At 66.2% G+C, this 26,664-nt stretch carries 18 protein-coding genes; 7 read left to right on the top strand and 11 right to left on the bottom strand.

Features of this window, described 5'->3' with window-relative positions:
• Window positions 1-359: 359 nt before the first annotated feature.
• Window positions 360-6,008, top strand: coding sequence for a negative regulator of septation ring formation (locus tag K289_RS0117395; protein WP_027552708.1), 5,649 nt, complete (start codon window positions 360-362; stop codon window positions 6,006-6,008).
• 71 nt (window positions 6,009-6,079) lie between these two features.
• Here the strand turns inward: K289_RS0117395 and K289_RS0117400 are convergent, their stop codons facing one another.
• The 7 genes from K289_RS0117400 to K289_RS0117430 form a co-directional block, all read right to left on the bottom strand.
• On the bottom strand, window positions 6,080-6,727 hold the full coding sequence (locus K289_RS0117400; protein WP_027552709.1) for a response regulator transcription factor: 648 nt from the start codon (window positions 6,725-6,727) through the stop codon (window positions 6,080-6,082).
• Between the two features lie 2 nt (window positions 6,728-6,729).
• Window positions 6,730-10,281, bottom strand: coding sequence for a PAS domain-containing hybrid sensor histidine kinase/response regulator (locus tag K289_RS0117405; protein WP_027552710.1), 3,552 nt, complete (start codon window positions 10,279-10,281; stop codon window positions 6,730-6,732).
• Window positions 10,282-10,435: 154 nt separating this feature from the next.
• Window positions 10,436-11,926 (bottom strand): monocarboxylate uptake permease MctP, encoded by a 1,491-nt coding sequence (gene mctP / locus K289_RS0117410; RefSeq protein WP_027552711.1) that lies wholly within the window; start codon window positions 11,924-11,926, stop codon window positions 10,436-10,438.
• The gene (locus tag K289_RS48675) at window positions 11,916-12,092 is read right to left on the bottom strand and encodes a DUF3311 domain-containing protein (RefSeq protein ID WP_027552712.1); all 177 of its coding nucleotides are present in this window, start codon (window positions 12,090-12,092) and stop codon (window positions 11,916-11,918) included. The genes mctP and K289_RS48675 overlap by 11 nt, the downstream gene beginning before the upstream one ends.
• Window positions 12,093-12,311: 219 nt before the next feature.
• Entirely contained in the window at window positions 12,312-13,190 is an 879-nt protein-coding gene (locus K289_RS0117420) for an MlaD family protein (RefSeq protein ID WP_027552713.1), read from the bottom strand.
• Between the two features lie 29 nt (window positions 13,191-13,219).
• Window positions 13,220-13,990 (bottom strand): ABC transporter ATP-binding protein, encoded by a 771-nt coding sequence (locus K289_RS0117425; protein ID WP_027552714.1) that lies wholly within the window; start codon window positions 13,988-13,990, stop codon window positions 13,220-13,222.
• A gap of 2 nt (window positions 13,991-13,992) precedes the next feature.
• Complete coding sequence (locus K289_RS0117430; RefSeq protein WP_027552715.1) at window positions 13,993-15,126, bottom strand: ABC transporter permease; 1,134 nt, start codon at window positions 15,124-15,126, stop codon at window positions 13,993-13,995.
• A 143-nt stretch (window positions 15,127-15,269) separates the two neighbouring features.
• On the opposite strand from K289_RS0117430, the gene dgcA reads away from it, so the two are divergent.
• Complete coding sequence (gene dgcA, locus K289_RS0117435; RefSeq protein WP_027552716.1) at window positions 15,270-16,265, top strand: N-acetyl-D-Glu racemase DgcA; 996 nt, start codon at window positions 15,270-15,272, stop codon at window positions 16,263-16,265.
• Here the strand turns inward: dgcA and K289_RS0117440 are convergent.
• Entirely contained in the window at window positions 16,235-17,431 is a 1,197-nt protein-coding gene (locus tag K289_RS0117440) for a major facilitator superfamily domain-containing protein 6 (RefSeq protein WP_027552717.1), read from the bottom strand. The two genes, dgcA and K289_RS0117440, sit on opposite strands and share 31 nt — an antisense overlap.
• Before the next feature lie 75 nt (window positions 17,432-17,506).
• Between K289_RS0117440 and K289_RS0117445 the strand changes: the two genes are divergently transcribed.
• Window positions 17,507-18,874 (top strand): hypothetical protein, encoded by a 1,368-nt coding sequence (locus K289_RS0117445; protein WP_027552718.1) that lies wholly within the window; start codon window positions 17,507-17,509, stop codon window positions 18,872-18,874.
• A 373-nt stretch (window positions 18,875-19,247) separates the two neighbouring features.
• Here the strand turns inward: K289_RS0117445 and chrA are convergent, their stop codons facing one another.
• Window positions 19,248-20,471: a chromate efflux transporter gene (gene chrA, locus K289_RS44555; protein WP_051310617.1), complete on the bottom strand. Its 1,224-nt coding sequence runs from the start codon at window positions 20,469-20,471 to the stop codon at window positions 19,248-19,250.
• Between the two features lie 76 nt (window positions 20,472-20,547).
• The gene (locus K289_RS0117455) at window positions 20,548-20,850 is read right to left on the bottom strand and encodes a PadR family transcriptional regulator (RefSeq protein WP_027552719.1); all 303 of its coding nucleotides are present in this window, start codon (window positions 20,848-20,850) and stop codon (window positions 20,548-20,550) included.
• Window positions 20,851-20,967: 117 nt separating this feature from the next.
• Between K289_RS0117455 and K289_RS0117460 the strand changes: the two genes are divergently transcribed.
• From K289_RS0117460 to K289_RS0117470, 3 genes are all read left to right on the top strand, one after another.
• Window positions 20,968-21,177, top strand: coding sequence for a hypothetical protein (locus K289_RS0117460; protein ID WP_027552720.1), 210 nt, complete (start codon window positions 20,968-20,970; stop codon window positions 21,175-21,177).
• 201 nt (window positions 21,178-21,378) lie between these two features.
• The gene (locus K289_RS0117465; protein ID WP_027552721.1) at window positions 21,379-23,055 is read left to right on the top strand and encodes a Na/Pi cotransporter family protein; all 1,677 of its coding nucleotides are present in this window, start codon (window positions 21,379-21,381) and stop codon (window positions 23,053-23,055) included.
• Window positions 23,056-23,198: 143 nt separating this feature from the next.
• Window positions 23,199-25,007: a caspase family protein gene (locus tag K289_RS0117470; protein ID WP_027552722.1), complete on the top strand. Its 1,809-nt coding sequence runs from the start codon at window positions 23,199-23,201 to the stop codon at window positions 25,005-25,007.
• Window positions 25,008-25,103: 96 nt separating this feature from the next.
• On the opposite strand, the gene K289_RS0117475 is transcribed toward K289_RS0117470, so the two are convergent.
• On the bottom strand, window positions 25,104-26,021 hold the full coding sequence (locus K289_RS0117475) for an NADP-dependent oxidoreductase (protein WP_027552723.1): 918 nt from the start codon (window positions 26,019-26,021) through the stop codon (window positions 25,104-25,106).
• Window positions 26,022-26,406: 385 nt separating this feature from the next.
• On the opposite strand from K289_RS0117475, the gene K289_RS0117480 reads away from it, so the two are divergent.
• Window positions 26,407-26,664, top strand: a 258-nt coding sequence (locus K289_RS0117480) for a transposase (protein ID WP_035684925.1), incomplete at its 3' end; no start/stop codon positions are given.

Below are 26,664 nucleotides of genomic sequence, written 5' to 3' on the forward strand. Positions count from 1 at the left end.
CGAGCAGCGAGCTTTGCCCAACCCAAGCATGGAAATGGTTAACGAAGTGTTTGGATCCGCTTGCGTAATTCTGCCCGTTTATTGACGAAAAGTTGCCGCAATCGGGCGAGTTCCGTGGAGAATTCCATTTAATGCTAAGGCGTTACGGCCCGATCCTGTTAACGATGATTAAGAATGTCTTAATCGCGGGCATTTCATTCGCGACGCTCTGCCAATAGGATGTTGCGGAAATTGGCGGACAAGCCGTTCGGGTGGGGACGGCTGGCGATCCGCCTTAGCGGCATGATCCGGTCTGTGGGCTTGCGTGGCGCGCGGGGCTCGCGATGGGCGTGTACAAGTAACGAGGGCTCGGACTGAACATGGCGAACACTCCCAAGAAGGTCAAAGACCCCACTGAAGTGGCACTCTCTGCGATCCAGGAAGCCCTGAACATCAGCGACACGGCTGCCGATACCAGCCGCGCTGCATCTGCAGCGCGGAGCGACGCGGTGCCTCCCGTGACAGCGCCAGCGCCTCCCGTGTTCGACGATTCCGCCTTCGAGCCGCGTCCGGCCGCCAATGAGCGCGCGGTGTTCGAGCCGATCGAGGAGCCGCGCACCTCGCACCGCGCGGCCAATGACGACCGCGAGACCATCGGCCAGCTGCTCCAGGCGCTGCAGAAGGGCCGCCCTGCCCGCAGCGTGTACACCTTCGCGACCGTGTTCGCCGGCATCTGGCTCGCGGCCTGCGCTGCGCTGAGCGTCGGCTTCCTGCCCTCGATCCAGGCCGCCATGGGCCAGAGCGGCGGCGTGCTGGTCATCGCCGGCCTGATCGCGATGTTCTTCGCGCCGATCATGCTGTTCTACTTCCTCGCGAGCCTCGTCTGGCGCGGCCAGGAAATGCGCATGATCGCGCAGGCAATGGCGCAGGTGGCGATGCGCTTCTCCGAGCCGGAAGGCTCCGCCTCCGACTCCATGGTCACCGTCGGCCAGGCGATCCGCCGCGAGGTCGCGGCCATGGGCGACGGCATCGAGCGCGCGATCGCGCGCGCCGGCGAGCTCGAGACCCTGGTCGCCAACGAGGTCGCGGCGCTGGAACGCGCCTATTCCGACAATGAAGTGCGCATTCGCGCCCTGCTCCAGGACATCGCGCATCAGCGCGACAACCTGGTCGGCCAGGCCGAGCAGGTCCGCAGCGCCATCTCGGGCGTGCAGATCGACCTGCGCCACGACATCGCGCTGATCTCGGACGCGATCGCCTCGCGTGTCGACGAGGTCGCCAAGAGCATCACCGGCGCGCTGGAAGAGCGCGGCGCCCACATCACGAGCGCACTGAGCAACGCCGGCGACAACATGATCCTCGCCCTCGGCGAGCGCGGCGGCGACCTGCTCGACCGCCTCGAGGAGGCCAGCAACGAGACCACGCGCGCCGTGCTCGACGCCAGCGAGCGGCTGACCACCAGCCTCAACTTCAAGACCGGCCATGTCCACGACGAGTTCGTCGACCTCGCCGACCGCGTCCACGAGATGCTCAACGAGCGCATCGACCGCATCACCGGCGAGTTCGAGCAGCGCTCCGCCGCGATCGTCGATGGCATCTCGGAGCGGACCGAGCAGGTGCACGACTCCCTGAAGAATTCGTCCGACTCGCTGCTGCTCGAGCTCGAGCTGCGCAGCAACGACCTGTCCGCCAAGATCGACGACGCCGGCAACCGGCTCGCCGGCCAGATCATGACCTCCGGCGACAAGGCCAGCGAGGCGCTCGACGCGACCGTGAACACGCTGGTCGCCAAGGTCGTGAGCCAGACCGAGACCGCACACGACTCGCTGTCGCTCCAGATGAGCGCGTTCGACGAGCTGGTGAAGAACCAGGGCTCGGAGCTGGTCGAGAAGTTCGCCCGCGACTCCGGCACGCTGGGCGCGCTGATCACGCGCCACATCTCCGAGTTCGACCGCACCGTGAAGACCTTCGGCGGCGAGATCGTCGATCGCATGGGTCAGCGCACGCAGGACATCGCCGAGAGCCTGAAGACCTATGTCGAGAATTTCGACACCCGCGTCACCTCCAACAGCGGCCAGATCACCGCGGCGCTCGACCAGCGCCTGGTGCAGTTCGAGACCACGCTGGGCGAACGCGTCAGCAACCTCGACACCTCGCTCAACAGCAAGATCGCAAACCTCGACTCCACCATCGACGGCCACATCAAGACCTTCGACGACCAGCTCGGCGGCCGCGTCGGACTGCTCGAACAGTCGTTCGATACCCGTGCGAGGGCAGTCACCGACACCATCGACAGCCGCCTCGACACGCTGGCGACGTCGCTGACTGACGGCGCCACGCAGGCGATCCAGTCGATCGACTCCCGCCTCACCCACCTTGCGACGTCGCTCACCGACGGCGCCTCACAGACGATCCAGTCGCTCGATGCGCGGCTGACCCACCTCACGACGACGCTCACCGGGGGCGCATCGCAGGCGCTCGATTCCATCGACGCCCGCCTCACCCATCTGACGGCCACACTGACCAACGGCGCATCGCAGGCCGTGCAGTCGATCGATACGCGCCTCACCCTCCTGACCTCGACGCTCACGGACGGCACCGCGCAGGCGATCGAAGCGGTCGACCGCCGTATCGCCGGCGTCACCGAGACCATCGACGGCCGCAGCCTGCACCTGACCGACACGGTCACGGCGCGCTTTCAGGAGATCCACCACGCCATCGAGACCAAGGTCGGTTCGGTCGCCAACGACATCGACGTTCGCGTGGCCCAGTTCGAGGACCTGCTCGGCTCACGTGTCGAGGCCGTCGCCGGCCGCATCGAGAGCAGCGGACGCCAGGCCAGCGACGACCTGATGTCTCGCTCCGAGATGATCTCCACCGCGATCCGCTCGCACGTTGAGGACGCCGAGCGCTCGCTCACGAACCTCGTGGTCAACACCAGCGAGACCATCCAGACCGGTGCGCGCACTGCCCAGCAGTCGCTGATGACGGTCTCCTCCGACGTCAACGCCCAGCTCAAGATGACCTCGGCCGAGGTCGAGCGCGCGCTGACCGCGGTCGGCACGGGTGCCGCGAACTCGATCCTCTCCAGCGCCCGCGAGGCGCAGTCGACCCTGGTCGGGGCATCGAGCGAAGCATCGAATCAGATCAAGGCCCTGTCGGCCGACATCGACCGCACGCTGTCGGCAGCGGGAGCGGCGACTGCCGCCTCGATTCTCGCCGGCGCACGCGAGGTGCAGACCACGCTTGTGACCGCCTCCTCGGATGCCGCCAACCACGTCAAGACGCTCACCGCCGACGTGCAGCGCTCGCTGTCGATGGCCGGCGCCACCACGGCCGAGACGATCACCGCCGGCGCACGCGATGCGCAGGGCACGCTGATCGCGGCCTCGACCGAGACCGCCAACCAGATCAAGGCGCTGTCCTCGGACGTCCAGCGCTCGCTCTCGATGGCTGGCACTTCGACGGCCGAGACCATCACGGCCGGCGCCCGCGAGGCCCAGACCACCCTGGTCACCGCGTCCTCGGACGCGGCGAGCCAGGTCAAGTCGCTCGCGGTGGAAGTGCACCGCTCGCTCTCGCAGGCCGGCCAGTCGACCGCCGAGACGATCACGGCCAGCGCCCGCGACGCCCAGAGCACCCTGCTCGCGGTCTCCGCCGAGCAAACCGGCCAGGTCCGCTCGCTCGCGGCCGAGATGCAGCGCGCGCTGGCGACCGCCGGCGGCGCCACCATCGAGGCGCTCACCAGCGGCGTGCGCGAGGCCCAGGGCACGCTGATCTCCGCTTCGACCGACGCGGCGAGCCAGATCAAGTCGCTGACCACGGATATCGAGCGCACGCTGACCGCGGTCGGCGCCGACACCGCCTCGACGATCCTCAACAGCGCACGTGAAGCGCAGACGTCGCTGACCTCGACGTCGGCGGACGCCGCGAGCCAGATCCGCACGATCTCGACCGAGATCGAGCGCGCGCTCAGCACGGCCACCACCAACGCGACCAACGACATCCAGACCAGCGCGCTCAACGCCCAGAATGCGCTGATCTCGGCCTCCAACGAGGCGAGCTCGCGGGTCAAGTCGAGCTCGGCCGACGTCGAGCGCTCGGTGCTCGCCGCCAGCAGCAGCTTCGGCCAGGCCATGACCGGCAAGACCGACGAGATCGTCACCTACGTGCAGCAGCAGGCCGACCGTCTCTCGAACATGATCGACGCCAAGCGCGGCGCGCTGGTCGATGCGATCGGCTCGAAGACCAGCCAGCTCACGCTCGACATCGACCGCGTCACGTCGGACGCGCTGAAGTCGATCGAGACGCGCGGCCAGGCGTTCTCGCAGACCATGATGGGCAACGGCTCGGAAGTGGCCCGCACCATCAACGCGGCGAGCGAAATCGCCACCGGTGCGGTCAGCAAGTCGCTCAAGGACCTCGAGCAGGCCTCCCGCTCGGCGATCGACCAGTCGCGCCAGGTCTCGATCGCAGCCGTCACCGAGATGCAGGAAACCAGCAAGATCCTGCGCACCGACACGGTCGCCCTGTTCGAGCGGCTGCGCGAAGGCAACATCCTCCTCCAGGAGGTGCTGACCGGTGCGCACGACAACCTCAACTCGCTCGAACGGGCGCTGGTGACGCGCGTCGCAGACTTCGTCTCGGCGATGAACGACGTCACTTCGCGCAACGGCGCTGCGACGCAGAACCTGGAAGACCAGCTCAACGTGTTCAACACCAAGACCACTAGGGCGCTCCAGGATCTCGGCGAGCTGTCGACCCAGTTCGACGCCCACGGCAAGGCGCTGGTCGATGCCGCTTCTGTGGTCGAGCAGAGCAACAAGAACACCACCGCTTCGCTTGCCGAGCGCAAGCAGGCGCTGGAATCGCTCGTCACCACGATCGACCTGCGCACGGCCGATCTCGACCAGCGGCTTTCGCGCTTCACCGGCCTGCTCGATGAATCGCTCGCCGCCGCCGAAGAGCGTGCCCGCGACATCGCCCGCGTCGTGGCGGAGACCGCCGGCGCCGGTTCGGCCGCGATCACCCGCCAGTTCGAGGCGGTGCGGTCCGCGTCCGAGGAGGAGCACCGGCAGACCATCGAGGCCATGCACGACATCTACCGCCAGACCACGGACGAGGCGGATGCGATGTTCAAGCAATCGACGGAGAAGTTCTCCAACCTCGTCTCCAGCATGAAGCAGATGGCGTTCGAGATGCACAACGAGCTCGAATCCACCCGCAACGAGCTGCGCCGCGGCGTGCTCGAGATGCCGCAGGAGGCCGCCGAGAGCACTGCGCAGATGCGCAAGGTGATCGTCGACCAGATCGAGGCGCTCGCCGAGCTCAACCGCATCGTCGCTCAGCATGGCCGCGGTCTCGACGTCTCGACAGCGGGTCGCGCCACGGCCCAGCGCCAGGAAGAGCCGCTGCTGGCAGCAGCCGTCGGCGGCCGCAGCACCGAAACGCGCGCGCGCGAGAGCGCCAGCGCCTCGACCCTGCCGCCGCCGGACCTCGGCGTGCCCGCTTCGCGCCGCACCGAGGCTCCCCCGGTCGCGCCCGGCGGCAATGACCAGGGCCGTGACGGCTGGCTGTCGGACCTCTTGAACCGCGCCGACACCGGTCCTGCTGCTCCGGCTCCCGTCGGACGTGAGGCTCAGCGCGGCCGCGCTGCGACTCCGCAGCAGCCGCAGGCCCCGCAGAATGGTGGCAATCCGCTGGAGTCGCTGTCGCTGGACATCGGCCGGCTGATGGACCGCAATCTCGCCTCCGAGATGTGGGACCGCTACCAGCGCGGCGAGAACAAGGCCTTCACCAAGCGCCTCTACACGCCCGCAGGCCAGAAGGCCTTCGACGAGGTCGCCCGCAAGTACCGCGCCGACCGCAACTTCAAGGGCACGGTCGACCGCTACATCAGTGAGTTCGAACGCCTGCTCGACGAAGTCGCCCGCGACGGCCGTGGCCCGCAGGAGCTGCGCAGCCACCTGACCTCGGAAACGGGTCTGGTCTACACCCTGCTCGCACACGCGGCGGGACGGCTGGGCTAAGCGGCAAGGCTCGCGAACAACACAATGAAAACGGAGGCCTCGCGGCCTCCGTTTTGTTTTGAGGTGAAGACTTAAGTCCCGCCAGGCTGGCCGAATGACAACCGCTCGGCCAGGACGGCGGCCTGGGTGCGCGAGCCAACGCCTAGCTTGCGCAGGATGGTCGAGACATGGCCCTTCACGGTCTGCTCGGCGATATCGAGCTCGCCCGCGATCTGCTTGTTGAGCTTGCCTTCGACGATCATCGCGAGAATGCGCAGCTGCTGCGCCGACAGCGAGGCCATTCGCGCCGCAAGCTCGACATCGGCGCTCTGGATCGAGCCGCGGCCGCCGACATTGAGCGGCATCCAGATCTCGCCGGCCAGGATCTTCGTGATCGCCTCCGCCATCTCGGGCAGGCTGAGCGATTTCGGGATGTAGCCGGATGCGCCATAGGCAATCGCCCGGCGGATCGTGGCGGCATCCTGCCGCGCCGAGATGATCGCGACCGGCACCGTCGGGAATTGCGCCGACAGGATGAACAGCGCGGCGAATCCCTGAATGCCCGGCATGGTCAGGTCCCAGAGGATCAGGTCGATCTCGTCGGACTGGGCCGACAGCACGCCTATCGCCTCGTCGAGCGATTGGCAGGCGACGATGTCGAGATCGGGCAGCACGGTCGACAGCGCGCTGCGGAGCGCAGCCTGTACCAGCGGATGATCGTCGCCGATGAGGATGCGCATGGTTACGCCGAAGAGGCTCCCTGTTTCGTCCCGAACTGCCGGCTCAAGGCTTCGCCGCCGAGGAAGCGCCGCAGCGCTGCCGGCTTGACCGGCTTCGACAGGACCTCGCAGCCGCGCGCCCTCGCCTCCTTGCGCACCGCCTCGCCGCGATCTCCGGTGACGACGAGCGCGCAGATGCCGCGCCCCGACTTCTGCCGCAGATCGTCGAGAAAGTCCAAGCCGCTACGCTCCCCGTCGAGATGATAATCGAGCAGCACGACATCTGGCGGGCTCGCCGCGGCGGCAGCCATCGCCTTGGCGGCGTCCGTTGCGACCAGCACGCGATGCCCCCAGCCGCCAAGCAGCGCCGTCAGGCCATCGAGGATCGCCGCATCATTGTCGAGACACAGGATCGTCAGTGGCTGCTCCGCCACCGCCGGCGCTACAGTCGCCGCCTTGCGCTGAAGCGGAACGCCCGGCCCCCGCGCGATTGGCACCGTGACGGCAAAGCACGAGCCATGTCCCGGGCGCGAACGGACATCGACGGGATGGCCCAGAAGCCGCGAGACGCGATCGACGATCGCGAGCCCAAGGCCCAGCCCCTTCTCCGATCCGGGCACGAGGCGCTGAAACTCCTCAAAGATCCGCTTCTGGTCCTCCGCGGCGATGCCGACGCCAGTATCCCAGACCTCGATGCGCAGATCGCCGCCGCGCCGCCGGCAGCCGAGCAGGATGCGCCCCTTGGGCGTGTAGCGAAGCGCATTCGACAGCAGGTTCTGCAATATCCGTCGCAGGAAATGCGGATCGCTGTTCACCGCAAGGTGGCAATCGACGACGCGAAGGACGAGCCCGCGTTCACGCGCCATCGCCGAGAATTCCACGTTCAACTGCACGAGCATATCCGCGATCGGAAAGTCGAACGGCTCGGCCCGAACGGCGCCGGCATCGTAGGAGGAGATGTCGAGCAGCCTGTCCAGCACGTGCTCGGTCGAGCGCAGCGCGGTGATGGCGCTGCCCGCGAGGGTGCGCTCCTTCTCGGCTGTACCGGCTTGCGACGAGGCATGCAGACTCTCGTCGAGCGCGGACAGGAACAGGCGCGCCGCGTTGAGCGGTTGCAGCAGATCGTGGCTGGCGGCCGCCAGGAAACGGGTCTTGCCGAGATTGGCCTGCTCGGCCTCCGCCTTCGCCTGCTCGAGCGCCTCGGTCCGCTCACGGACGCGCAGCTCGAGATCCTCGTTGGCGCGCCGCAACGCTTCCGCGGCGCGGTGACGCTCGGTCACGTCGGTGTAGGTCGAGACATAGCCGCCCTCGGCGACGCGATCGTAGACGATCTCGAGCACCGTGCCGTCCGGCCGCTTGCGCTCGTACAAATAGGGCCAGCTCTGCGTGGCGACGTCGCGATTGACGAGGAGCGCGGCGAATTCGGACGCGGCATATTCGCCGCGCTCGACGTTGAAGGCGATGAGGTCCGCGAGCGAAAGGCCGACGCGCACGAAATCCGGCGGCAGGTCGAGCAACGCGATGAAACGGCCGTTCCAAGCCGTGATGTTGAAGTCGGCGTCGAACGCGCAGATGCCCTGCGGCACGCTCTCGAGCGTGCTCTGCAGGAGGCTGCGGTTGAAGCGTAGCGCCTCCGACGCCTCGTCGAGCATCGCCATCGCCGCCCGCCGCGACAGCGAGTGCCCTTCCAGGGAGGCCGCGATCACCACGCGCGCCGATGCCGCGCCGATCGCCCCGGCAAGAAGGTTCTCGGTGAATCGGATCGAGTCGAGATCGACGAAACCCGATGAATCAAGGCGTGGCCCGGCGCCCGACGAGCGAGCAGCGATATAGCTGTCGAAGGCGGCCGCGCCGCGCTCAGCACCGACAAAGCGCAGCGCAAGCGCGCGGAGATCGTCGAGGCGCACCACCACGCGTGAGGACAGCTTTGGGATCGACTCGCGGACGACGCCATCGGCGAACGCCGCCGCCTGGTTGCGCTCGACGGTCGATTGCCGCCCGAGCGCCGAGAACATCAGGAAGCAGACGAGGTTGGCGCCGAGACTCCAGAGCGTGGCATGCGAGATCGGGTCGACCCCTTCGAGGCCGAATAGCGCGTTGGGCCTGAGGGAAGCGAACTGCCATGGGCCTTGGCGAACGATCTCCTCGATCGCGGGCCAGAGCGGCGCAGCCGAGGGGAGCAGCAGCGTATAGGCCCAGATGCAAAGTCCGACCGCGATCCCGATCGCCGCGCCGGTCTTGTTGGCACGCTGCCAGAACAGGCCTCCGACGAACGCCGGCCCGAATTGCGCGACCGCGACGAACGACAGGAGTCCGATCACGGTGAGCGGGTACGCCTGGTTGACCAGGCGGTGCATGAGATAAGCGAGCAGCAGGATGCCGAGGATCGAGAACCGGCGCACGGCGACCAGCACCGAAGTCATCGGCCGGCTCTCCGCGCGCAGGCCGAAGAATCTCGAGCGCAGCAGCAGCGGCATGATGACGTCGTTGCAGAGCATGGTGCTCAGCGCGACGGAGGTCATGATCACCATGCCGGTGGCGGCAGACAGTCCGCCCAGGAAGGCGATCAGGCTGATGGTGCTTGCATTCGCCGCGATCGGCAGCGAGATGACGTAGGTGTCGGGGTCCATCATCGCGCCGAAGCGGTTGAGCCCGGCCGCGGCGATCGGCAGGATCAGCAGGCTGAACAGCGCAAGATATGTTGGGTAGAGCCACGCCGCGGTGCGCGTGTGGCTCGGCGCCTCGTTCTCGACGACCGCGACGTGAAATGCCTGCGGCAGGCACAGGAAGGCGATTGCCGAGATGATGATCGTCGAAGGCCAGACCGGCTGCGTGGGATCGAAGGTCAGGATGCTCCCCAGTTGCGGATCCGATTGAAACTGCGACAGCAGAGCGACCGGCCCGCCGGACAGGCCGAACAGCACGAACAGCGCGACGATCAGGAAGGCGACCAGCTTGACCACGCTCTCGAAGGCGATCGCCAGCATCAAGCCGCGATGATGCTCGCTGGCGTGGACGTGCCGGACACCGAACACGATCGCGAACAGCGCCATCGATGCGGCGACACCGAAGGCGGAGTCCTGCCAGAACTGCAGCGCCTCGCCGCCGGCCCGCTCCGGCTGCAGGATCAGATAGTCAAAGCTCTTGCCGACAGCCTTGAGCTGAAGCGCGATATAGGGAAGCACGCCGAGCAGCGAAGCGAGCGTCACGAAGGCCGCAAGCACCTGGCTTTTGCCGTAGCGCGCGGCGATGAAGTCCGCGATCGAGGTGACGTTCTGCGCCTTCGCAATCGCGATCACCTTGGACAGCAAGGTCTGGCCGAACAACAGCACCAGCGTCGGGCCGATATAGATCGTGGCGAAGTCCAGGCCGCTGGTGGCGGCGCGGCCGACCGATCCGTAGAAGCTCCACGAGGTGTTGTAGACCGCAAGCGTCAGGCAATAGCTGATCGCGGCCGCCCAGGATTTTGGCGAAACCAGCGGTCCGTCCACGCTCCGCCGATCGCCCCACCAGGCAATCAGGAACAGCGTGGTCACATAGCCGGCTGCGACCGCGAGAACGAACCACGCCTGCAAGACATCCTCACTCGAGACCGATCCGCCCACCCACGCGCGGGGTGCGGAACGCGGGCGGATACTAGAGCGTTTTCAATCGCGTGGAAGGCACTTTTCAGCCATCGGATAAATCAGACCGGCGGCCGGGTGTCCGGCCGCCGGTTGGAGTTTGACCTCAGGCCGCCTCGCGCGACAGCCGCGCCTGCGGCAGGCCCTTGAGCACGAGGTTGACCACGACGGCGACGACGATGTTCAGCGCGAGCGCCAGCACCCCGGTGTAGACCGCAACCGTGCCGGCGCCGAAGTCGATGCCGTGCAGCGGCTTCAGCCCGTCCGACCAGGCGAGCCATGATCCGCCGGCAAGACCGACGGCCCAGCCGGCCAGCAGCGCCGGGCTCGAGAACCAGTTCAGGTACAGGCCGAACACCAGCGCCGGCAGCGTCTGCAGGATCCAGAGGCCCCCGAGCAGCTGCAGGTCGAGCGCGAACTGCGTCGGCATCAAGAGGATCGCGAGCAGCGCGCCGACCTTCACCAGCATGGAGGTGATCTTGGCGACTTTCGCCTCACCCGCCGGCGTCACCTTCGGATCGACCCACACCTTCCAGAAGTTGCGGGTGAACAGGTTGGCCGCACCGATGCTCATGACGGCGGCCGGCACCAGCGCTCCGATTGCAATCGCCGCGAACGCAAAACCTGCGAACCAGCTCGGGAATAGCGTCTTGAACAGCTCCGGCACGACGTCGTTGTTGCTCGCGAGCTTGAGGCCCGCGGCATGGCCCATGTAGCCCAGCAGCGCAAGCAGGCCGAGCAGGAGCGTATAGGCCGGAAGCAGCATCGCATTCTTGCGAATGGTGTTGCCGCCCGAGGACGCGAAGATGCCGGTCAGCGTGTGCGGATACATGAAGGCGGCGAGCGCCGAGCCGAGCGCCAGCGACGCGTAGGGCACGATCTGCGCCGGCGACAGCAGGATGCCGCCCGAGCCTTTCGCTGCGAACGCCGTATCCGCCGCGGTGAAGATCGCGCCATAGCCGCCGAGCTTGGATGGCACGATCGCGATCGCGGCGATGACCACGATGTAGATCATGATGTCCTTGACGAAGGCGATCAGCGCTGGTGCGCGCAGGCCCGACGAATAGGTGTAGAGCGCCAGCACCAGGAACGCGAGGACGAGCGGCACCTCACCGTTCAGGCCGAGCGCCTTGATCGCCACCTCCATGCCGATGAGCTGAAGCGCGATGTAGGGCATCGTCGCAAGCACGCCAGTGGCAGCAACGGCAAGCTCGAGCCCGCGCGAACCGTAAGCGCCGCGCACCACGTCGCCCGCGGTGACGTAGCCGCGCTCCTTGGCGACCTTCCACAACACCGGCATCACCGCGAACACGAAGGGATAGACGATGATGGTGTAGGGAAGCGCGAAGAATCCGTAGGCGCCGACCGCATAGACGAGCGCAGGGACGGCGATCACGGTGTAGGCGGTGTAGAAGTCGCCGCCGACCAGGAACCAGGTGATCCAGGTCCCGAACTTGCGGCCACCAAGGCCCCATTCGTCGAGATGGGCGAGCGTCTCCGGCTTGCGCCAGCGCGAGGCGACGAAGCCCATGCCGGTGACGAGGATGAACAGGACGAGGAATACGGCGAACGCCGCGCTATCGACATTAGTCAGCACGGCGCACGCTCCTGTAGACGATGTAGGTGAGCAGCGAGGTCAGCGGCACCCAGGCGAGCTGATACCAGTAGAAGAATGGGAAGCCGAACAGATGGGGCTCCCGGATATTGTAGAACGGCACGATCATCAGACCGATGAACGGCAACAGCAGCAGCAGACGTATCACGCTCTCCTCCCCTGTGAGTGAAGTCGACGCGCTTTTCGTGAAGCGCGCCTTGAGCGCGATATAGCTGACAATATCCGCCAGCCCCTCCCCCTACCTTGGCTCGGCCAGACCCCCATACTTTCGTATCGCCGCCTCACGAATGGAGCAGCGCGCACGACATGGTCATCGCGCGAGGCTGATGCCTGGCGCGAGGGACGACTAAAGGGCGGATGGGGACCGCTACTGCCGCTTGCGCTCGTTCGACGGCGCGGGCCTCGGCGGCTCGGCCGGTGGCGGAGCAGCCTGCGTGCTGTTGCTGGCGCCGAACAGCACGCGCGTCGGGTTGCGGTCGAAATTATTCACGGCACGGCTGATGTCGCCGAGCGTGCGGCGGCCGTCGGACATCAGCGCGCCGGAGCGCTTGTCGAAGTCATCGGCAAGCTCGCGGATCGACTTCACTGCCTGGAACAGCTCGCCACCGTCCTTGCCGCCGGCGAGCGTGTTGAGGCCGAGCATGAGATTGTCGGCCTTGAGCATCACGCCGTCGACCTTGGCCATGACGGCGTCGACCCTCTCGGAGTTGCGCGCGAGCGAGGTTGTGAAGGTCTCGAGATTCTTCAGCGACTTCTTCACCGACTCCTGATTGTCGGCAACCAGCTTGTTGATGTTCTGCAGCGTGCCGCGGATCGCCTCGGTGACGTCCTGGAGCTTGTTCGGATCGGCGGTCAGCGTCGGGATGCCATCCTCGTCGAGCGCCGGCGGGGGCGCAGCCTCCTCGCCGCCCTTCAGCGAGATCGCGGCAACGCCGGTCAGGCCCTGGAATTCAAGGCCGACCAGGGTGTCCTTGCGGATCGGGGCGTTGTTCTCGACCATGGCGAGTGCAACAACCCGCCGCGGGTTGTCGAGCTTCACCGAGACGACTTCACCCACCCTGATACCGTTGAAATTGACACTGCCGCCGTTACGCAGGCCGGCCGCGGGGCCCTCGAAGACCACGCGCAGGGGGCTGCGCTGCTTGGTGGTGTGCAGCGACTGGAACCACAGCACGAAGCCGATCGCCGCGGCGATCACCGCCAGCGTGAACGATCCAATCAGTACGTAATTCGCCCGCGTTTCCATCAGGTGCTCCGGCTACTCAACCCAGGTACTCAACCCATGACCGCGCGGGCGCGCTTGCCATGAAAATACTGCCTCAGCCAGGGATGTTGCGAGGCCTGCATGTCGGCCATCGACCCTGCCGCAATGATCTTACCGTTCCCTAAAACGGCGATGCGGTCACAAGCTGTGTAAAGGCTGTCGAGGTCGTGCGTTACCATGAAAACCGTCAGACCCAAAGTGCGCTGCAGGGTCCTGACCAGCTCGTCGAAATCGCCGGCGCCGATCGGATCGAGGCCCGAGGTCGGCTCATCCAGGAACACGAGGTCCGGATCGAGCGACAGCGCGCGCGCCAGCGCCACGCGCTTGATCATGCCGCCGGAGAGTTCGGACGGGAAGCGTTCGGCCACTTCAGGCTTGAGGCCGACCATGGTGAGCTTGGCCATGGTGATCTCGTCCATCAGCCGCTGCGAGACCCGCAAGTATTCGCGCATCGGAAACTGGATGTTCTGCCTGACGGTCAGCGAGGAGAACAGCGCGCCCTGCTGAAACAGCACGCCCCAGCGCCGCTCCACGCCACGACGCTGCGCGCCACCGGACGCATCGAGGTCGACGCCGAACACCTCGATGCTGCCGGCGACCTTCGGCACGAGGCCGATGATGGTGCGCGTCAGCACCGATTTGCCCGCGCCCGACGGGCCGACGAAGCCGAGGATCTCGCCGCGCTTGACGTCGAGATTGAGGCCGTCGAGCACGCGCGTCGCGCCGAACTGCACGGTGATGTCGCGGACGCGGACGATGGGGTTCTGGATCTCGCCTGCCATCGTCACATTCCGATCGATGCGAAGAAGATGGCGAAGACGCCGTCCATGACGATGACGAAGAAGATGCCCTTCACCACCGACGAGGTCGTGTGCTGTCCGAGCGACTCCGCGCTGCCTTGCACCGCCAGCCCCTCGACGCAGGCGACGATGCCGATCACGGCTGCCATCACCGGTGCTTTCACGATGCCGACGATGAAATGGTCGATCGAGATGGCATCGCGCAGGCGCAATAGAAAGGCTTCGGGATCGACGCCGCCATAGAGCCAGGCGACCAGGCCACCGCCATAGAGCGCCGCCATGGCGCCGAGGAAGGCGAGGATCGGCAGCGCCAGCACCAGCGCCAGCATGCGCGGCAGCACCAGCACCTCGATCGGATCGAAACCCATGGTGCGCAGCGCGTCGATCTCCTCGCGCATCTTCATCGAGCCGAGCTCGGCGGTGTAGGCGCTCCCCGAGCGGCCCGCGACCATGATCGCGACCAGCAGGACGCCGATCTCGCGGAGCACCAGCACGCCCAGCATGTCGACCACGAAGATGTCGGCGCCGAACCTGCGGAAATGGAAGATGCCCTGCTGGGCGATGATGCAGCCGATCAGGAAGGTGATCAGCACAATGATCGGCACCGCGCGCCAGCAGACCTGCTCCAAATGATGCACGGTCGAGGTCAGGCGCAGCGAGCGTGGATGGATCAGCACGCGGCCGCTTGCCGCGAGCACGGCGCCGAGCATGTCGACGAGGCCCGCCACGGTGCCGGCAACGCCAGAAACGGCCCGGCCGATCTGCTCCAGCATGCCGGTGATCGTGACCGCGCTGGTCTCGACGACCGGCGTCGCCCTGACCCGGCGCACCTCGTCGACGAGGCTGGAATAGTTGGTGGAGAGGCCCGCGATCTGCGCCTCGACGGCGCCTTGCGTCAGGCTGCGGCGCAGCCGCTCGATCAGCCACGCGCCGAACGTGTCGAGCTTGGCGACGTCGGAGACATCGATGAAGATGCTCTGCGGGCTGCCGGCAAGCTTTTCGGCGTCGGCGACCATCCGCTCCAGGACCGGCGCGAAGCTCGCGGTCCACGTTCCGGTGGCGCAGAGTGCCAGCGCGTTGCCTTTCGCAATCCGTTCGAGTTTCGGATCGCCGCTCAAGATGTCCGCTCCTGTGCCGAGGCATCGGAGGCGGAGGAATAGAGATGGTTGCGCACGCGCCCCTACCTGGAGAAGGTACCCCCAACTGGCCATTGTTAGTTGCAAGAGGTAATCAGCCGGTTCAGAAATTGCCAGAGTTCAAAATGACTTCCAGCAAAGTTCCGGTCCTCTCGGTCCGAATCGAGCGCTTTCCGATCGCGGGAACCTTCACGATCAGCCGAGGCGCCAAGACGGAGGCCGTCACTGTTGTGGCGGAAGTGAGTCGGGACGGCCTGACCGGCCGCGGCGAATGCGTGCCCTATCCCCGTTATGGCGAGACCCCCGAGGCAACGCTCGGCGCAATCCAGGTCATGCAGCAGGCAGTTGCGGGCGGACTCACCTGGCAGGCCCTGCAGGCCGCCATGCCGCCAGGAGCGGCCCGCAACGCGCTGGATTGCGCCCTGATTGATTTGGAGGCCAAGGCAGCGGGTGTCCGGGCCTGGAACCTGCTGGACCGCCCGGTGCCGGCCGAGCGCACCACGGCCTACACGATCTCGCTGGGCAGCCCCGAGGCCATGGCGGCGGCGGCTGCCAAGGCGGCAAACCGGCCGCTGCTCAAGATCAAGCTCGGCGGTGACGGCGACGGAGCCAGAATCGCGGCGGTGCGCAAGGCCGCCCCCGAATCGGAGCTGATCGTCGACGCCAACGAGGCCTGGACCGAGGCCAATCTGGAGCAGAACCTCGCCGCCTGCGCCGCGGCCGGCGTCACCCTGGTGGAGCAGCCGCTGCCGGCCGGGCAGGACGGCGCGCTGGCGCGGGTCAAGCGGCCGCTCGCGGTCTGCGCCGATGAAAGCGTGCACGACCGCGCTTCGCTCGCGCCCTTGCGCGAGCGCTATGACGCCGTGAACATCAAGCTCGACAAGACCGGCGGCCTCACCGAGGCGCTCGCCATGGCCGACGCGGCGCAGGCGCTCGGCTTCGAGATCATGGTCGGCTGCATGGTCGCGACCTCGCTGTCGATGGCGCCGGCGATGCTGATCACGCCGCAGGCGCGCTTCGTCGACCTCGACGGACCGCTGCTGCTGGCCCGCGATCGTGATCACGGACTTCGTTATGACGGCAGCCTGGTCTATCCCCCGGAGGCTTCGCTCTGGGGATGAGCCTTGAGCCGGTGCCGCGCCGACCAGATCAGCAGCGCACCAAGGCCGGCCATCCCGGCCATCACGTAATACAGGCCCTCGCCGACGCGCGCGTAGATCGCGCCCGAGACGATCGACGTCGCCGCTCCCAACAGCCCGATGCACGCGGCGTAGTAGCCCTGCCCGCGCGCGATCTGATGCGACGGCACGCGCTGCACCAGCAGGCTCATGGTGCCGAGGATGGTCATGCCGAAGGTAAGGCCATGGCCAAGCTGCACGATCGCGAGCAGCGCGAGCGGCGGCTCGTTCGCAGTGACGATCCAGCGCACGACGGCGCCCGCACCGCCGATCGCCATGAGCGTTGAGGCGTGCAACGAGAAGCGCGGCGACAGCGCGAACACGAGGATTTCGGCAATCACACCCAGCGTCCAGAGGCCTGCGATCGTCAGCCCGCCGAGGCCGTGGGCCCGCCAGTTGATCGCCGAGAATGTGTAATAGGCGACGTGACTGTTCTGGATCAGCGCGGCTGAAACGATGATGGCCCAGAAGGCGGGATCGCGCAGCAGCGCCGTGCCGACGCGCGCCTCCGCGCTCTTTCGCCGCACGTCGTCGAGCGGCTGAAGCAAGAGGCTTGTGAACGCCGCGACGGCGGCGAGCGCGACGATGACCCAGATCAGGTCGCGCGCGGCAATGGTGTCGACCAGAAAGCCGCAAGCGAGCGAACCGGCGGCGAAGGCCGCCGAGCCCCACAGCCGCACCGGCCCATAGTCGAGCTTGTAGCGAGCGACGCCGCGCAATGCATAAGCATCGGTCAGCGGGATCGTCGGGGTCCACAGCACGCAGGTCGCGGCGTAGACCAGGAATAGCGTCAGCGGCTGTTGCTGCAGGCCGAGCACCGCAAAGCCCACGGCGGTCGCGAACACCGAGATCGTCATTCCGGCGCGAATGGCGTGGCGCTTTTCGGCAAAGGCGGTTGCATAAGGCAGCGTGGTGAAGCGCGTCATCGCCGGCAGCGCCATGATGACGCCGATCCAGGCCGCGTCGATGCCGATCGCCTTCAGCCAGACCGAGAAGAACGGCAGATGGGCGCCCGAGACCGCGAACACCGCCGAATAGAACAGCGCCAGCCGCACCGCGAATCGGCGTCTCACGGTTGCAGCGATGGGGATTTGTGATTCGGGTTGCATCAAACCAATTGCGATTCGGTCGATATCGTGGTGATCGTTACTGTAACGCGCACTGATTTGCGCGACGAGATTGCCATGGCCACTGAAGCATTCGCCCTCTCGCCCATGTCCGCCCGCGCGGCCGAGCCGAACGAGCAGGACTACGACGCGATCCGCGAAGCGTTCATGGAGACCGCGCGCGGCCGCTGGTTCCTCGGCGAATATGCCAAGCGCAACCGCAATGCCGATACCCGCATGGTGCTCGATGCGGTCGCGAAAATTGAAGAAACCATTGCGGCACAGCGACAACCGGTTATCGAGGACCGCCTGCCCGAGGCGCTGGTGGCGATCCGCCGCGCGGTCGAGGAGACCGAAGCCGTGGCGGTTGCGGCGTTCGATCCGGCCACGATCGAGTCTGGCCTCGCGCCGATCCAGCGCGGCGTACGCATCATCAAGGAGATCTCCTGGCGCTGGCGCGAGATCGGCGCCGACGGGCGAATCTGCGACCTGATTGATTCGCAGCTCGCGGCCATCGAGGGCGCCTGCACGCAGGTTTCGACCATCGACCCGCGCACCGAGCTCAAGGCCGCCTTCGATCTGCTCAAGGACCGGATCGAGCAGACCGACGCTGACGGCGGCGTGGCGCCGCAAACGGCGATGCGTCCCTCCCCGGCGCCTGTGCAGGAAGCGCCGGCTGTCGAGGCTGCCCCTGCCGCGATGGCGAGCGAAGCCCCCGTGGCTTTTACGGAGGCGCCGCAGGACCTCGCATTGCCAGTCGAGGCTGAAACCGCCGTTGAAGAGATCGGCGCCGCTGAAACGACATCGGTTGCCGATACGGCGATGGACATCGCCGGCGAGCCGGAGATCGTCGCCGAAAGCCACGACGCGGTTGAAGAGGCGGTCTCAGCGCCCGACGAGCTCCCGTTCGATGCCGCTGCGCAGGCGGAGGACGAGGCCGTGCTCGAGCGGATCGCATTCGAGATGGCCGCGCCAGATCCGGACTTCGACGAGATCATCGAGCCGATGGAGATGGCTGCGGACATTCGCGAGCCAGTTGCCGCTGATGTCGCTGAGCCGATCGCAGCGGAGCCGGTCGTTGCACCGGTCGCGGAAGCGCCAGCCATCGCGTCGATCGCGGGCGAGCCGGCCGTCGTCCCGGTAGCAGCACAGGCTCCCGCTGTCGAAGCACCGATCGCGGCTGAATCGCTCGCGCGTCTCACCGATGCCATCGCCGAAGCTGCCGCCGAGGTGATGGAGCATCCGGCCCCGGCCATGGCGCCGAGCGCGCCCCTCACCATGGCGCCGACCGCGACACTGCCGATGCCCTCACCTCTGCCCGAGCCTTCGCTCGGCGCCACCATCCTCGCCAGCGGCATCCTGCAAAAGCCCCGCGCCCCCGCCAACGATCCCCTCGCCCCGATCCGCCGCATGACCCAGGCCGAGAAGATCGCGTTCTTCTCCTGAGGGGCGCTCAAAGTCTCTCCACGCCGCTCCTCTCGCGTCCCGGACGCGCCGCAACGCGCAAGCGTTGCTGCGCTGAGTCCGGGGCACGAGGGCATAGGTTTAGGCGCTTCCACACCGTCATTGCGAGCGCAGCGAAGCAATCCAGACCGTCGCCGCGGAAAGACTCTGGATTGCTTCGCTGCGCTCGCAATGACGAGGCTGCGAATCCGTCATCCTGAGGTGCGAGCCATGGGGCGTAGCGCACCCCTTGGGGAGCCTCGAAGGATGAACGGCCGGGATGCAGCCGGGCCGTCGCCCTTCGAGGCTTGCCCCGCGGCGCATTCCACCCGAGCTTTGCCCTCTCAACTTCGCCAAGCTTCTATTGCTTCCAAGCTCAGACCAACGCCATGACCCCGCCCGCAGCAGCGCTGAAAGCGACGACCAGGAGCGGAGGCGCGCGCCAGGCGGTCAGCAGGACGAAGCCGACCAGCGCCACCGCGAAATCCTTAGAGCTGTGCACCGTCGTGGTCCATACCGGATTGTAGAGCGCCGCGCCCAGCACGCCGACGACGGCGGCGTTGACGCCCCGCATCGCCGCCTGCGCGCCGCTGCGCCTTCGGAAGGCGTCCCAGAACGGCAGCGCGCCGAGCAGCACCAGCATCCCCGGCAGGAAGATGCCGATGAGGCCGAGGACCGCTCCTGCGAGGCCGTGCGGTTCGGGAGCGACCACGGTCCCGAGATACGCCGCGAAGGTGAAGAGCGGGCCCGGCACGGCCTGGGCTGCGCCGTAGCCGGCGAGAAACGCGTCGTCGCTCAGCCAGCCGGGGCCGACGAAAGCTTCGCGCAGCAGCGGAAGGACGACATGGCCGCCGCCGAAGACGAGTGCACCGGAGCGGTAGAAGGCATCGAATAGCGCCACGCCCGCCGATCCCGTCAGGCCGCGGAGCACCGGCAGGCCCGCCAGCAGAATGAAGAAGGCCGCAAGCGTGATCAGCCCCACGGTGCGCGAGACCGGCATCGCGACATGTCCCGACGGTGCCGCCATTTCGCAACGGCACAACCACAGGCCGGCGAGCCCGCCGAGGACGATCGCGCCGATCTGCGCCACTGATGAGGTGCTGAGAAGCAGGATGATCGCCGCCGCCGCTGCGATCGAAGCGCGCTCGCGGTCGGGGCAGAGATTGCGCGCCATGCCCCAGACCGCCTGCGCGACGATGGCAACCGCGGTCAGCTTCAAGCCGTGAAGCAAGCCGGTTCCGAGCGGCCCGGTCAACGCTCCCGCTCCGTAGGCGAAGACGATGAGGACGGCAGCCGAAGGCAGCGTGAAACCCGTCCATGCAGCCAGCGCGCCGAGATAACCGGCTCGCATCAAGCCGATCGAGAAGCCGACCTGGCTGCTGGCGGGCCCCGGCAGGAATTGGCACAGCCCGACCAGATCGGCGTAGGCGTGCTCGTCGATCCACTTCCGCCGCACGACGAACTCATCGCGGAAATAGCCGATATGGGCGATCGGGCCGCCGAAGCAGGTCAATCCGAGCTTGAGGAAGATGCGCAGGACTTCCAACGGCGAGCCGGTACGGGCTCCGCGATCGACCGAGGCGTCGGCTGAAGAATTCATGTCGCTCACGGCCGCTTGATCCCGACTGCCGCGTTTATCGGCTTTCGATAAAGGAAATCGGCCCTTTCGGCCAGTCCTAATCCTTCATGGCCTCGCCCGTGAATTCGAGCACGCGCAACTTCGCAAGCGCAAGCCCCTTCCTGCCGAGCGGCGTCGCGCGGTAGAGCGTCCGTGCCGTCCGGCCGGGATGCTCCTTGCGGGAGCGCAAATAGCCCTTCCGTTCCATGCCGTGGAGCAGCGGATAGAGCGTACCGGGACTGAGCCTGTAGCCGTGCCGCGCCAGCTCTTCGATCATCCACTGGCCGTAGATCTCGTGTTCCGCCGCATGGTGCAGAATGTGCAGCCTGATGAACCCGTTGAGCAGATCCTTGAACTTCATGCGCCCTTTATCGAAATCCGTAATTGGAACGACGCAAGCCGCCGGCCGTTAACGCGCAGCCTCGTCGGAGCCGGCTTGGGCTTCCTCGAGACGATATTAGCAGCGAGGAGACTGGCCATGGCAAGTGCGGCAGATCGCGATCCCCGGCACCATACGCAGAAGATGCAAAAGGCCCTCCACGAGATCCGGAACCACCTCCGCGAAGACATCAAGAAGGTCGACGAGCCGCAGCTCAAGGCGATGTTCGAGACCTCCGCCGAGGTGCTTGGCGGCCTGGAAAAGGCCTTCAAGGACTATGAGCAAAAGAATGAAAGCGCCTGGCGGTGATCACGCCCTTGCAGATCAGGAAGCGTCCGTAACCCCTGCCGCCACGAAACTGCACGACGCCGAAGCCCGACTCAGTCGCATCACCTCCAGCAACTGATCCATTCGCGCGCGACCATACGCGCCACAGCCTGATGGCTGCGCTCGCCCGGCAACTGCGCTACAGTGTGAGGGCTCGCCCAATCGGCCTCCTCAGGAGCGCATATGTCTACGGCGATCTCGACACTCGGCGGCGTAGGTCTGTTCCTCCTGGGCATGACCGTGATGACGGAAGGCCTGAAGACGCTGGCCGGCTCCGCGCTGCGCGCGGTGCTCAACAAGGCGGCGTCGACGCCGCTGCTTGGCTCCATTTGGGGCGCCCTTGTCACGCTGCTGGTGCAGTCCTCGAGCGCAACGACCATGACGACGATCGGTCTGGTCAGCGCCGGCCTCTTGACGTTCCAGCAGGGGTTGGGCCTCGTCTTCGGCGCGAACATCGGCACCACGGGCACGGGCTGGCTGGTCGCGCTGATCGGCGTCCGCGTCTCGCTCACGGCCGCGGCGCTGCCGATGATCTTCGTCGGTGCGTTGACCAAGCTTCTGGGCAAGGGACGCATTTCCGGCGTCGGTGCGGCGCTTGCCGGATTCGGACTTGTGCTGTTTGGGCTGACGACCCTGCAGCAGGGCATGGGTGGCCTCGCGGAACGACTGCACCCGGCGGACCTGCCTGCCGTTCTCGGTAGCCCCGGGACCCCATGGTGGTCGGGCCTGCTCGGCGTGCTGGCGCTGGTCGTGATCGGACTGGTCATGACCGCGCTGATGCAATCGTCAACGGCCGCCATCGCGGTGACCTTGTCCGCTTATTTCGCCGGTGCGATCGGACTGGACCAGTCCTGTGCGCTGATCATCGGCCAGAACATCGGCACGGCTACGAGTTCGGCCCTGGCGGCGATCGGCGCGAGCACCACCGCCAAGCGGCTGGCCATCGCCTATGTGCTTTTCAAGCTGATCGCGGCACTGGTCGCGCTGGTCGCCTTTCCCTTTGTCACGCCTCTGCTGCTGCGTGCCTCGAGCACGATCGACGGCGTCACGCTGCTCGCCGGTTATCACACGGCGTTCAATGTTGTCGGCGTGGCGGTCCTGCTGCCGCTGATCAACTGGTTCACGCGACTGGTGGAGCGCATCCTGCCCGAGCGTGGCTCACCGCTCACGCGGTGCCTCGAACCGTTGGCACTCGCTACGCCTGCCGTGGCGGTGGAAGCGGTGCGGCGAACGATCGCACGCGTGCTCGTGACGGTGTGCGGTTCGGTCGAGGCGCGACTGGCCGGCCACACCGGACCCATACGCGTGGGGAAGGACACCGTGTCCGTGCAGGAGGCGGCCGACGCCGTGCGTCAGGCGCAACTATTCCTGTCGGACGCGGCCGGACCGCCCGACATCGACGACGAGCAACGCTCGCTCACGAGCACACTGCACGCGCTCGACCACGCGTCTCGACTGACGGACCTCGCGAATGGAGGAATCAATTTCGCTACAGTGGCAGATGGACCGGAGGACATCCGCGCCAAAGAGCTAAGCGCAGAGGTGATGCGAAGCGCAGCCGCGATTGCGCGTGGTGTGGCGGCGCCGCCCCGCGTCGCGGGATCGCCGCCAGCGTCACATGCCGACGTCATGGCCGGCCCCCGCGCGAACCCGCCTGACGAGGCCATCGCCGAGCTCGAGCGTTGTACGACGGAACTCGACGAAGTGCTGCGCAGGCACCGCAGCGCGACGCTCAGCGCGGTGTCCAATGGGACCCTCACCGCCGATGCCGCCCTGCTTCGCGTCGAGACGGTTCGAAACCTCAAGGCCCTGTCGCAGCACGCCTGGCGCTCGGCGATTCATCTCGTCGGTCGCGGCTAGATCGATTTCAGCATAGCCGGTTCCAGCGTGATTCAGGTCACGCACCGGATCATGGTGATCGGCATCACGTACGCAAGACTCGAACGCGGTCTAGCCTCCCCGCAACCAATCTCGCATCGAGATTAGCCCCGAGGGAGCAAGCCATGTTCCGCCTGAAGTCCTTCCTGATGTATGCGGGCCTGCTGGGAAGCCTGTTCGGCTTCGCCTGCGGCCCGGTTTCCGCGCAGGTTGCCCCGGTCGAGTCGGCCGCTCCCACCGCGCTGCAAAGCCCGGAGCAGCGGGTGGCGCTGGTGATCGGCAATTCGAACTACCAGAACGCGCCGCAGCTTTCGAACCCCGACAATGATGCGCAATCGATGGCGCAGTTCCTGAACTCGGCCGGCTTCGAGGTGATCTCGGCGACCGACCTAACCCAGAACGACATGCTCAAGGTCGTACAGGATTTTTCGGCCAAGGTCGCCGCCCGCGGCCCCAACACCGTGGCGATGATCTACTACGCCGGCCATGGCGTGCAGCTCGCCGGCGAGAACTACCTCGTTCCCGTTGATGCGAAGGTCTCGACCCCGACCGAGCTCGTCAGCAACTCGGTCCGCCTCGTCGACGTGATGTCGACGTTGGAGACGATCCCGAGCCGCATGCGCATCGTCATCCTCGATGCCTGCCGCAACAACCCGTTCCCCAGTGTCAACGATGCCGGCCGCGGCCTTGCGATCGTCGATGCGCCGAACGGCTCGATCGTCGGCTATTCGACCGCACCGGGCGCCGAAGCGCTCGACGGCAGTGGCGGCCACAGTCCCTACACCCAGGCCTTCCTCAACGTCGCGCGCCAGCCCAACGTGCCGATCGAGCAGCTGTTCAAGCGCGTGCGGCTCGAGGTGAGCCACTCAACCGACGGCGCGCAGACGCCGTGGGAGAGCTCGTCGCTGACGTCCGATTTCTATTTCTTCGGCGACACGGCCGTTGCCGCCAACCGCGCGCCGGTGAATGCGCCTGTGGTGCAGATGGCGTCCAACCTGCCGAGCCGCTCGGCGCGTCAGGCCTATGACTACGTGCTGTCCGAAGGCAATCCCGCCTACTATCAGGAGTTCATCCACATGTATCCGCACGACCCCCTGTGCGATCACATCCGCTGGCTGCTCTCAAACCTCCTGATCTCGCAGGCCTGGCACAAGGCAGTGCTCGCCAACTCGCCGCTCGGCTACCAGACCTTCTATGACAGCTACGGCAACAGCCCCTATGCGCAAGTCGCGCTGAAGCTGGCGGCGCAGCCGAAGCTGATCCCCTTGATGCAGCCGACGAAGTTTCTGGCTCCGCAAACCATCGCGCCGACCTTGAAGTTCGGCAATCTCGGCACGCCTAAGTACCTGCCGCTCGTGCAGCAGGGTAATGGCGGTAACCTGCCGGTCGTGCAGAGGCCGGTCGACATCAACGTCATCGCCAAGCTTGGCAATGGCGGCCAGGTCGTCACCCTGCCGGCGGGCAACCAGCCGAACAACCCGCCGTCGCAAAATCCGGGCAAGATCGTCACCCTGCCCGCGCCGACTGGCGGCACGACCAACAACGGCACGATCGGCAAGATCGTGACGCTGCCGGCGACCAACAACACGCCGAATGCCGGCAACAACGGTGGCTCGGGCAAGATCGTCAGCTTGCCGGTGACGAATGTCGGCAAGGGCGGCGACGTGAAAAACATCGACGTCAAGAACATCGACGTGAAGACGACCAATGGTCAGTCGCAGAATCAGCCGATCCGCACCAACAACGGCAACACCGGCATCGTGAAGCTCAACAACAACCCGGCGAACAAGATTCAGGTGCAGAACAACCGTCCGCAGCTCAATACGATGCCAAACCACAATAACAGTGGCGCGGCGGACAACAACTTCCGGCAATCGATGAACCAGGCGCCGAGCATGAGCGGCGGCAACAATCGCCGCAGCTTCATGCACTGATCGCGGCCGGCCGCGCACACGACAAAAGGGCAGAGCGACAACGCTCTGCCCTTCTTCATCTCAGAGTTAGGGCAGGATCAGATGGGCGTACGTCGCTCAGGGACGAACCCGGATGATCGTATTCCCCTTGCGTCGCTCGGCAGGATTTAAGGCGGCGACGGCATCGTCGAGGGTCGAGACGTTGCCAATGTGCGTCCGGAGTCGTCCGTCCCGCACCCGCTGGACGATCTCACTCAGTTGGGCACGATCGGACTCGACGACGAAGTCGACCGCCAGGCCGTCGGAGGGCCACGCCTCGGCCGGCCCGACGACGGTCACCAGTGTTCCTCCGGCTCGAATTAATCCTGCGGACCGCTTCTGGATGTCACCGCCGATGACATCGAACACCAGATCGACTTCGCCGACGTCTTCCAGGGCGTCGTTGTCGAGGTCGACGAACTCCTTCGCGCCGAAGTCGAGCACCGTCTGACGGTCGGCGGCGCGTCCGGTGCCGATGACGTAGGCGCCGGCCTCTCGTGCGAGTTGCGTCACCATCGACCCGACTGCGCCGGCCGCGCCGTGTGCGAGGACGCTCTGCCCCGCCTGAAGGCGGCCGTGCTGGAACAGCCCTTGCCATGAGGTCAGGCCCGAGATCGGCAGGCTCGCGCCCACCGTGAAGTCGACGTCGCCCGGCAGCGGCGCGAGGTTGCGTGCCTCGATCGCCACATACTCGGCCAGCGTGCCGTCGCGATACCAGTCCGCGAGGCCGAACACCCGCTGTCCCACCGACAGCCCGGTCGTGCCATATCCGAGAGCGGTGACCACTCCGGCCAGCTCGTGCCCAGGGATCGATGGTGTTCGATCACGATCGAGGCGATCGGTCCAGGTCGATGGCCACGCCAGCTCAGTCGGGACAAATCCTGACGCATGAACCTGAACGACGACGTCGTTTATCGCTGCCTGCGGCTCGGGCCGGTCCACCAGCTTCATCCCGGCCGTTCCCGCGGCCTGATCCGTTACAACGATCGCCTTCATGGGAGCTATCTCCTCGATCATTTGTCTCTTGGTGGACATGTTGCAGGGAGCGTGGACGCGCCGGCTATCCACAAAATGCCAGGCAGTGTGGAACTCTTGTCTCCGGGTCTGCGATCTGCGCTGTCTGCATTGACCGGGGCTCCCACTAAGCTGATGAGTCGGGATCGTTCCGGTCGCTGGTGTTAGCAAATTGATGCGTTGCGCGTGTTCAGCGCGATGGTTGCCGTCCCCATCCAACTCGATTGTGCCAAAAGGGCTCCGTTGGCTGCCCAGATTTATTCGGCGATCCGAGAGCGCATCGCTTTAGGTCGGCAGCGAATGACCCTGGCTGTGTGAAAAGTCGCGAGTCGGCTACGATTCCTCCGTTTCCTGATGGGGGGTGCGGATGGGACGTTTCGTTGAAGGCGCGGATAGATCCCAGCTGACGCTCTTGCCGGAATGCCTGGAGGATTGGGTAAGCGAGGACAACGCCGTTTATGTCATCGATGCCTTTGTCGAGGCGCTCGACCTACATGGAATGGGATTCGAACGTGTGATCGCCAAGGAGACGGGCCGGCCCTCCTACCATCCGGCAGTCCTCCTGAAGCTGTACATCTACGGTTATCTCAATCGGGTGCAATCCAGCCGGCGCCTGGAACGCGAG

The organism is Bradyrhizobium sp. Cp5.3, assembly GCF_000426265.1.
Lineage (GTDB): Bacteria > Pseudomonadota > Alphaproteobacteria > Rhizobiales > Xanthobacteraceae > Bradyrhizobium > Bradyrhizobium neotropicale.

Excerpts from the sequence above, each read along its gene's own strand:
- K289_RS0117395 (WP_027552708.1), top strand. The coding sequence starts at position 360 with ATGGCGAACACTCCCAAGAAGGTCAAAGACCCCACTGAAGTGGCACTC.
- K289_RS0117400 (WP_027552709.1), bottom strand. The coding sequence starts at position 6,727 with ATGCGCATCCTCATCGGCGACGATCATCCGCTGGTACAGGCTGCGCTC.
- K289_RS0117420 (WP_027552713.1), bottom strand. The coding sequence starts at position 13,190 with ATGGAAACGCGGGCGAATTACGTACTGATTGGATCGTTCACGCTGGCG.
- K289_RS0117425 (WP_027552714.1), bottom strand. The coding sequence starts at position 13,990 with ATGGCAGGCGAGATCCAGAACCCCATCGTCCGCGTCCGCGACATCACC.
- dgcA (WP_027552716.1), top strand. The coding sequence starts at position 15,270 with ATGACTTCCAGCAAAGTTCCGGTCCTCTCGGTCCGAATCGAGCGCTTT.
- K289_RS0117440 (WP_027552717.1), bottom strand. The coding sequence starts at position 17,431 with ATGCAACCCGAATCACAAATCCCCATCGCTGCAACCGTGAGACGCCGA.
- K289_RS0117445 (WP_027552718.1), top strand. The coding sequence starts at position 17,507 with ATGGCCACTGAAGCATTCGCCCTCTCGCCCATGTCCGCCCGCGCGGCC.
- chrA (WP_051310617.1), bottom strand. The coding sequence starts at position 20,471 with ATGAATTCTTCAGCCGACGCCTCGGTCGATCGCGGAGCCCGTACCGGC.
- K289_RS0117455 (WP_027552719.1), bottom strand. The coding sequence starts at position 20,850 with ATGAAGTTCAAGGATCTGCTCAACGGGTTCATCAGGCTGCACATTCTG.
- K289_RS0117460 (WP_027552720.1), top strand. The coding sequence starts at position 20,968 with ATGGCAAGTGCGGCAGATCGCGATCCCCGGCACCATACGCAGAAGATG.
- K289_RS0117465 (WP_027552721.1), top strand. The coding sequence starts at position 21,379 with ATGTCTACGGCGATCTCGACACTCGGCGGCGTAGGTCTGTTCCTCCTG.
- K289_RS0117470 (WP_027552722.1), top strand. The coding sequence starts at position 23,199 with ATGTTCCGCCTGAAGTCCTTCCTGATGTATGCGGGCCTGCTGGGAAGC.
- K289_RS0117475 (WP_027552723.1), bottom strand. The coding sequence starts at position 26,021 with ATGAAGGCGATCGTTGTAACGGATCAGGCCGCGGGAACGGCCGGGATG.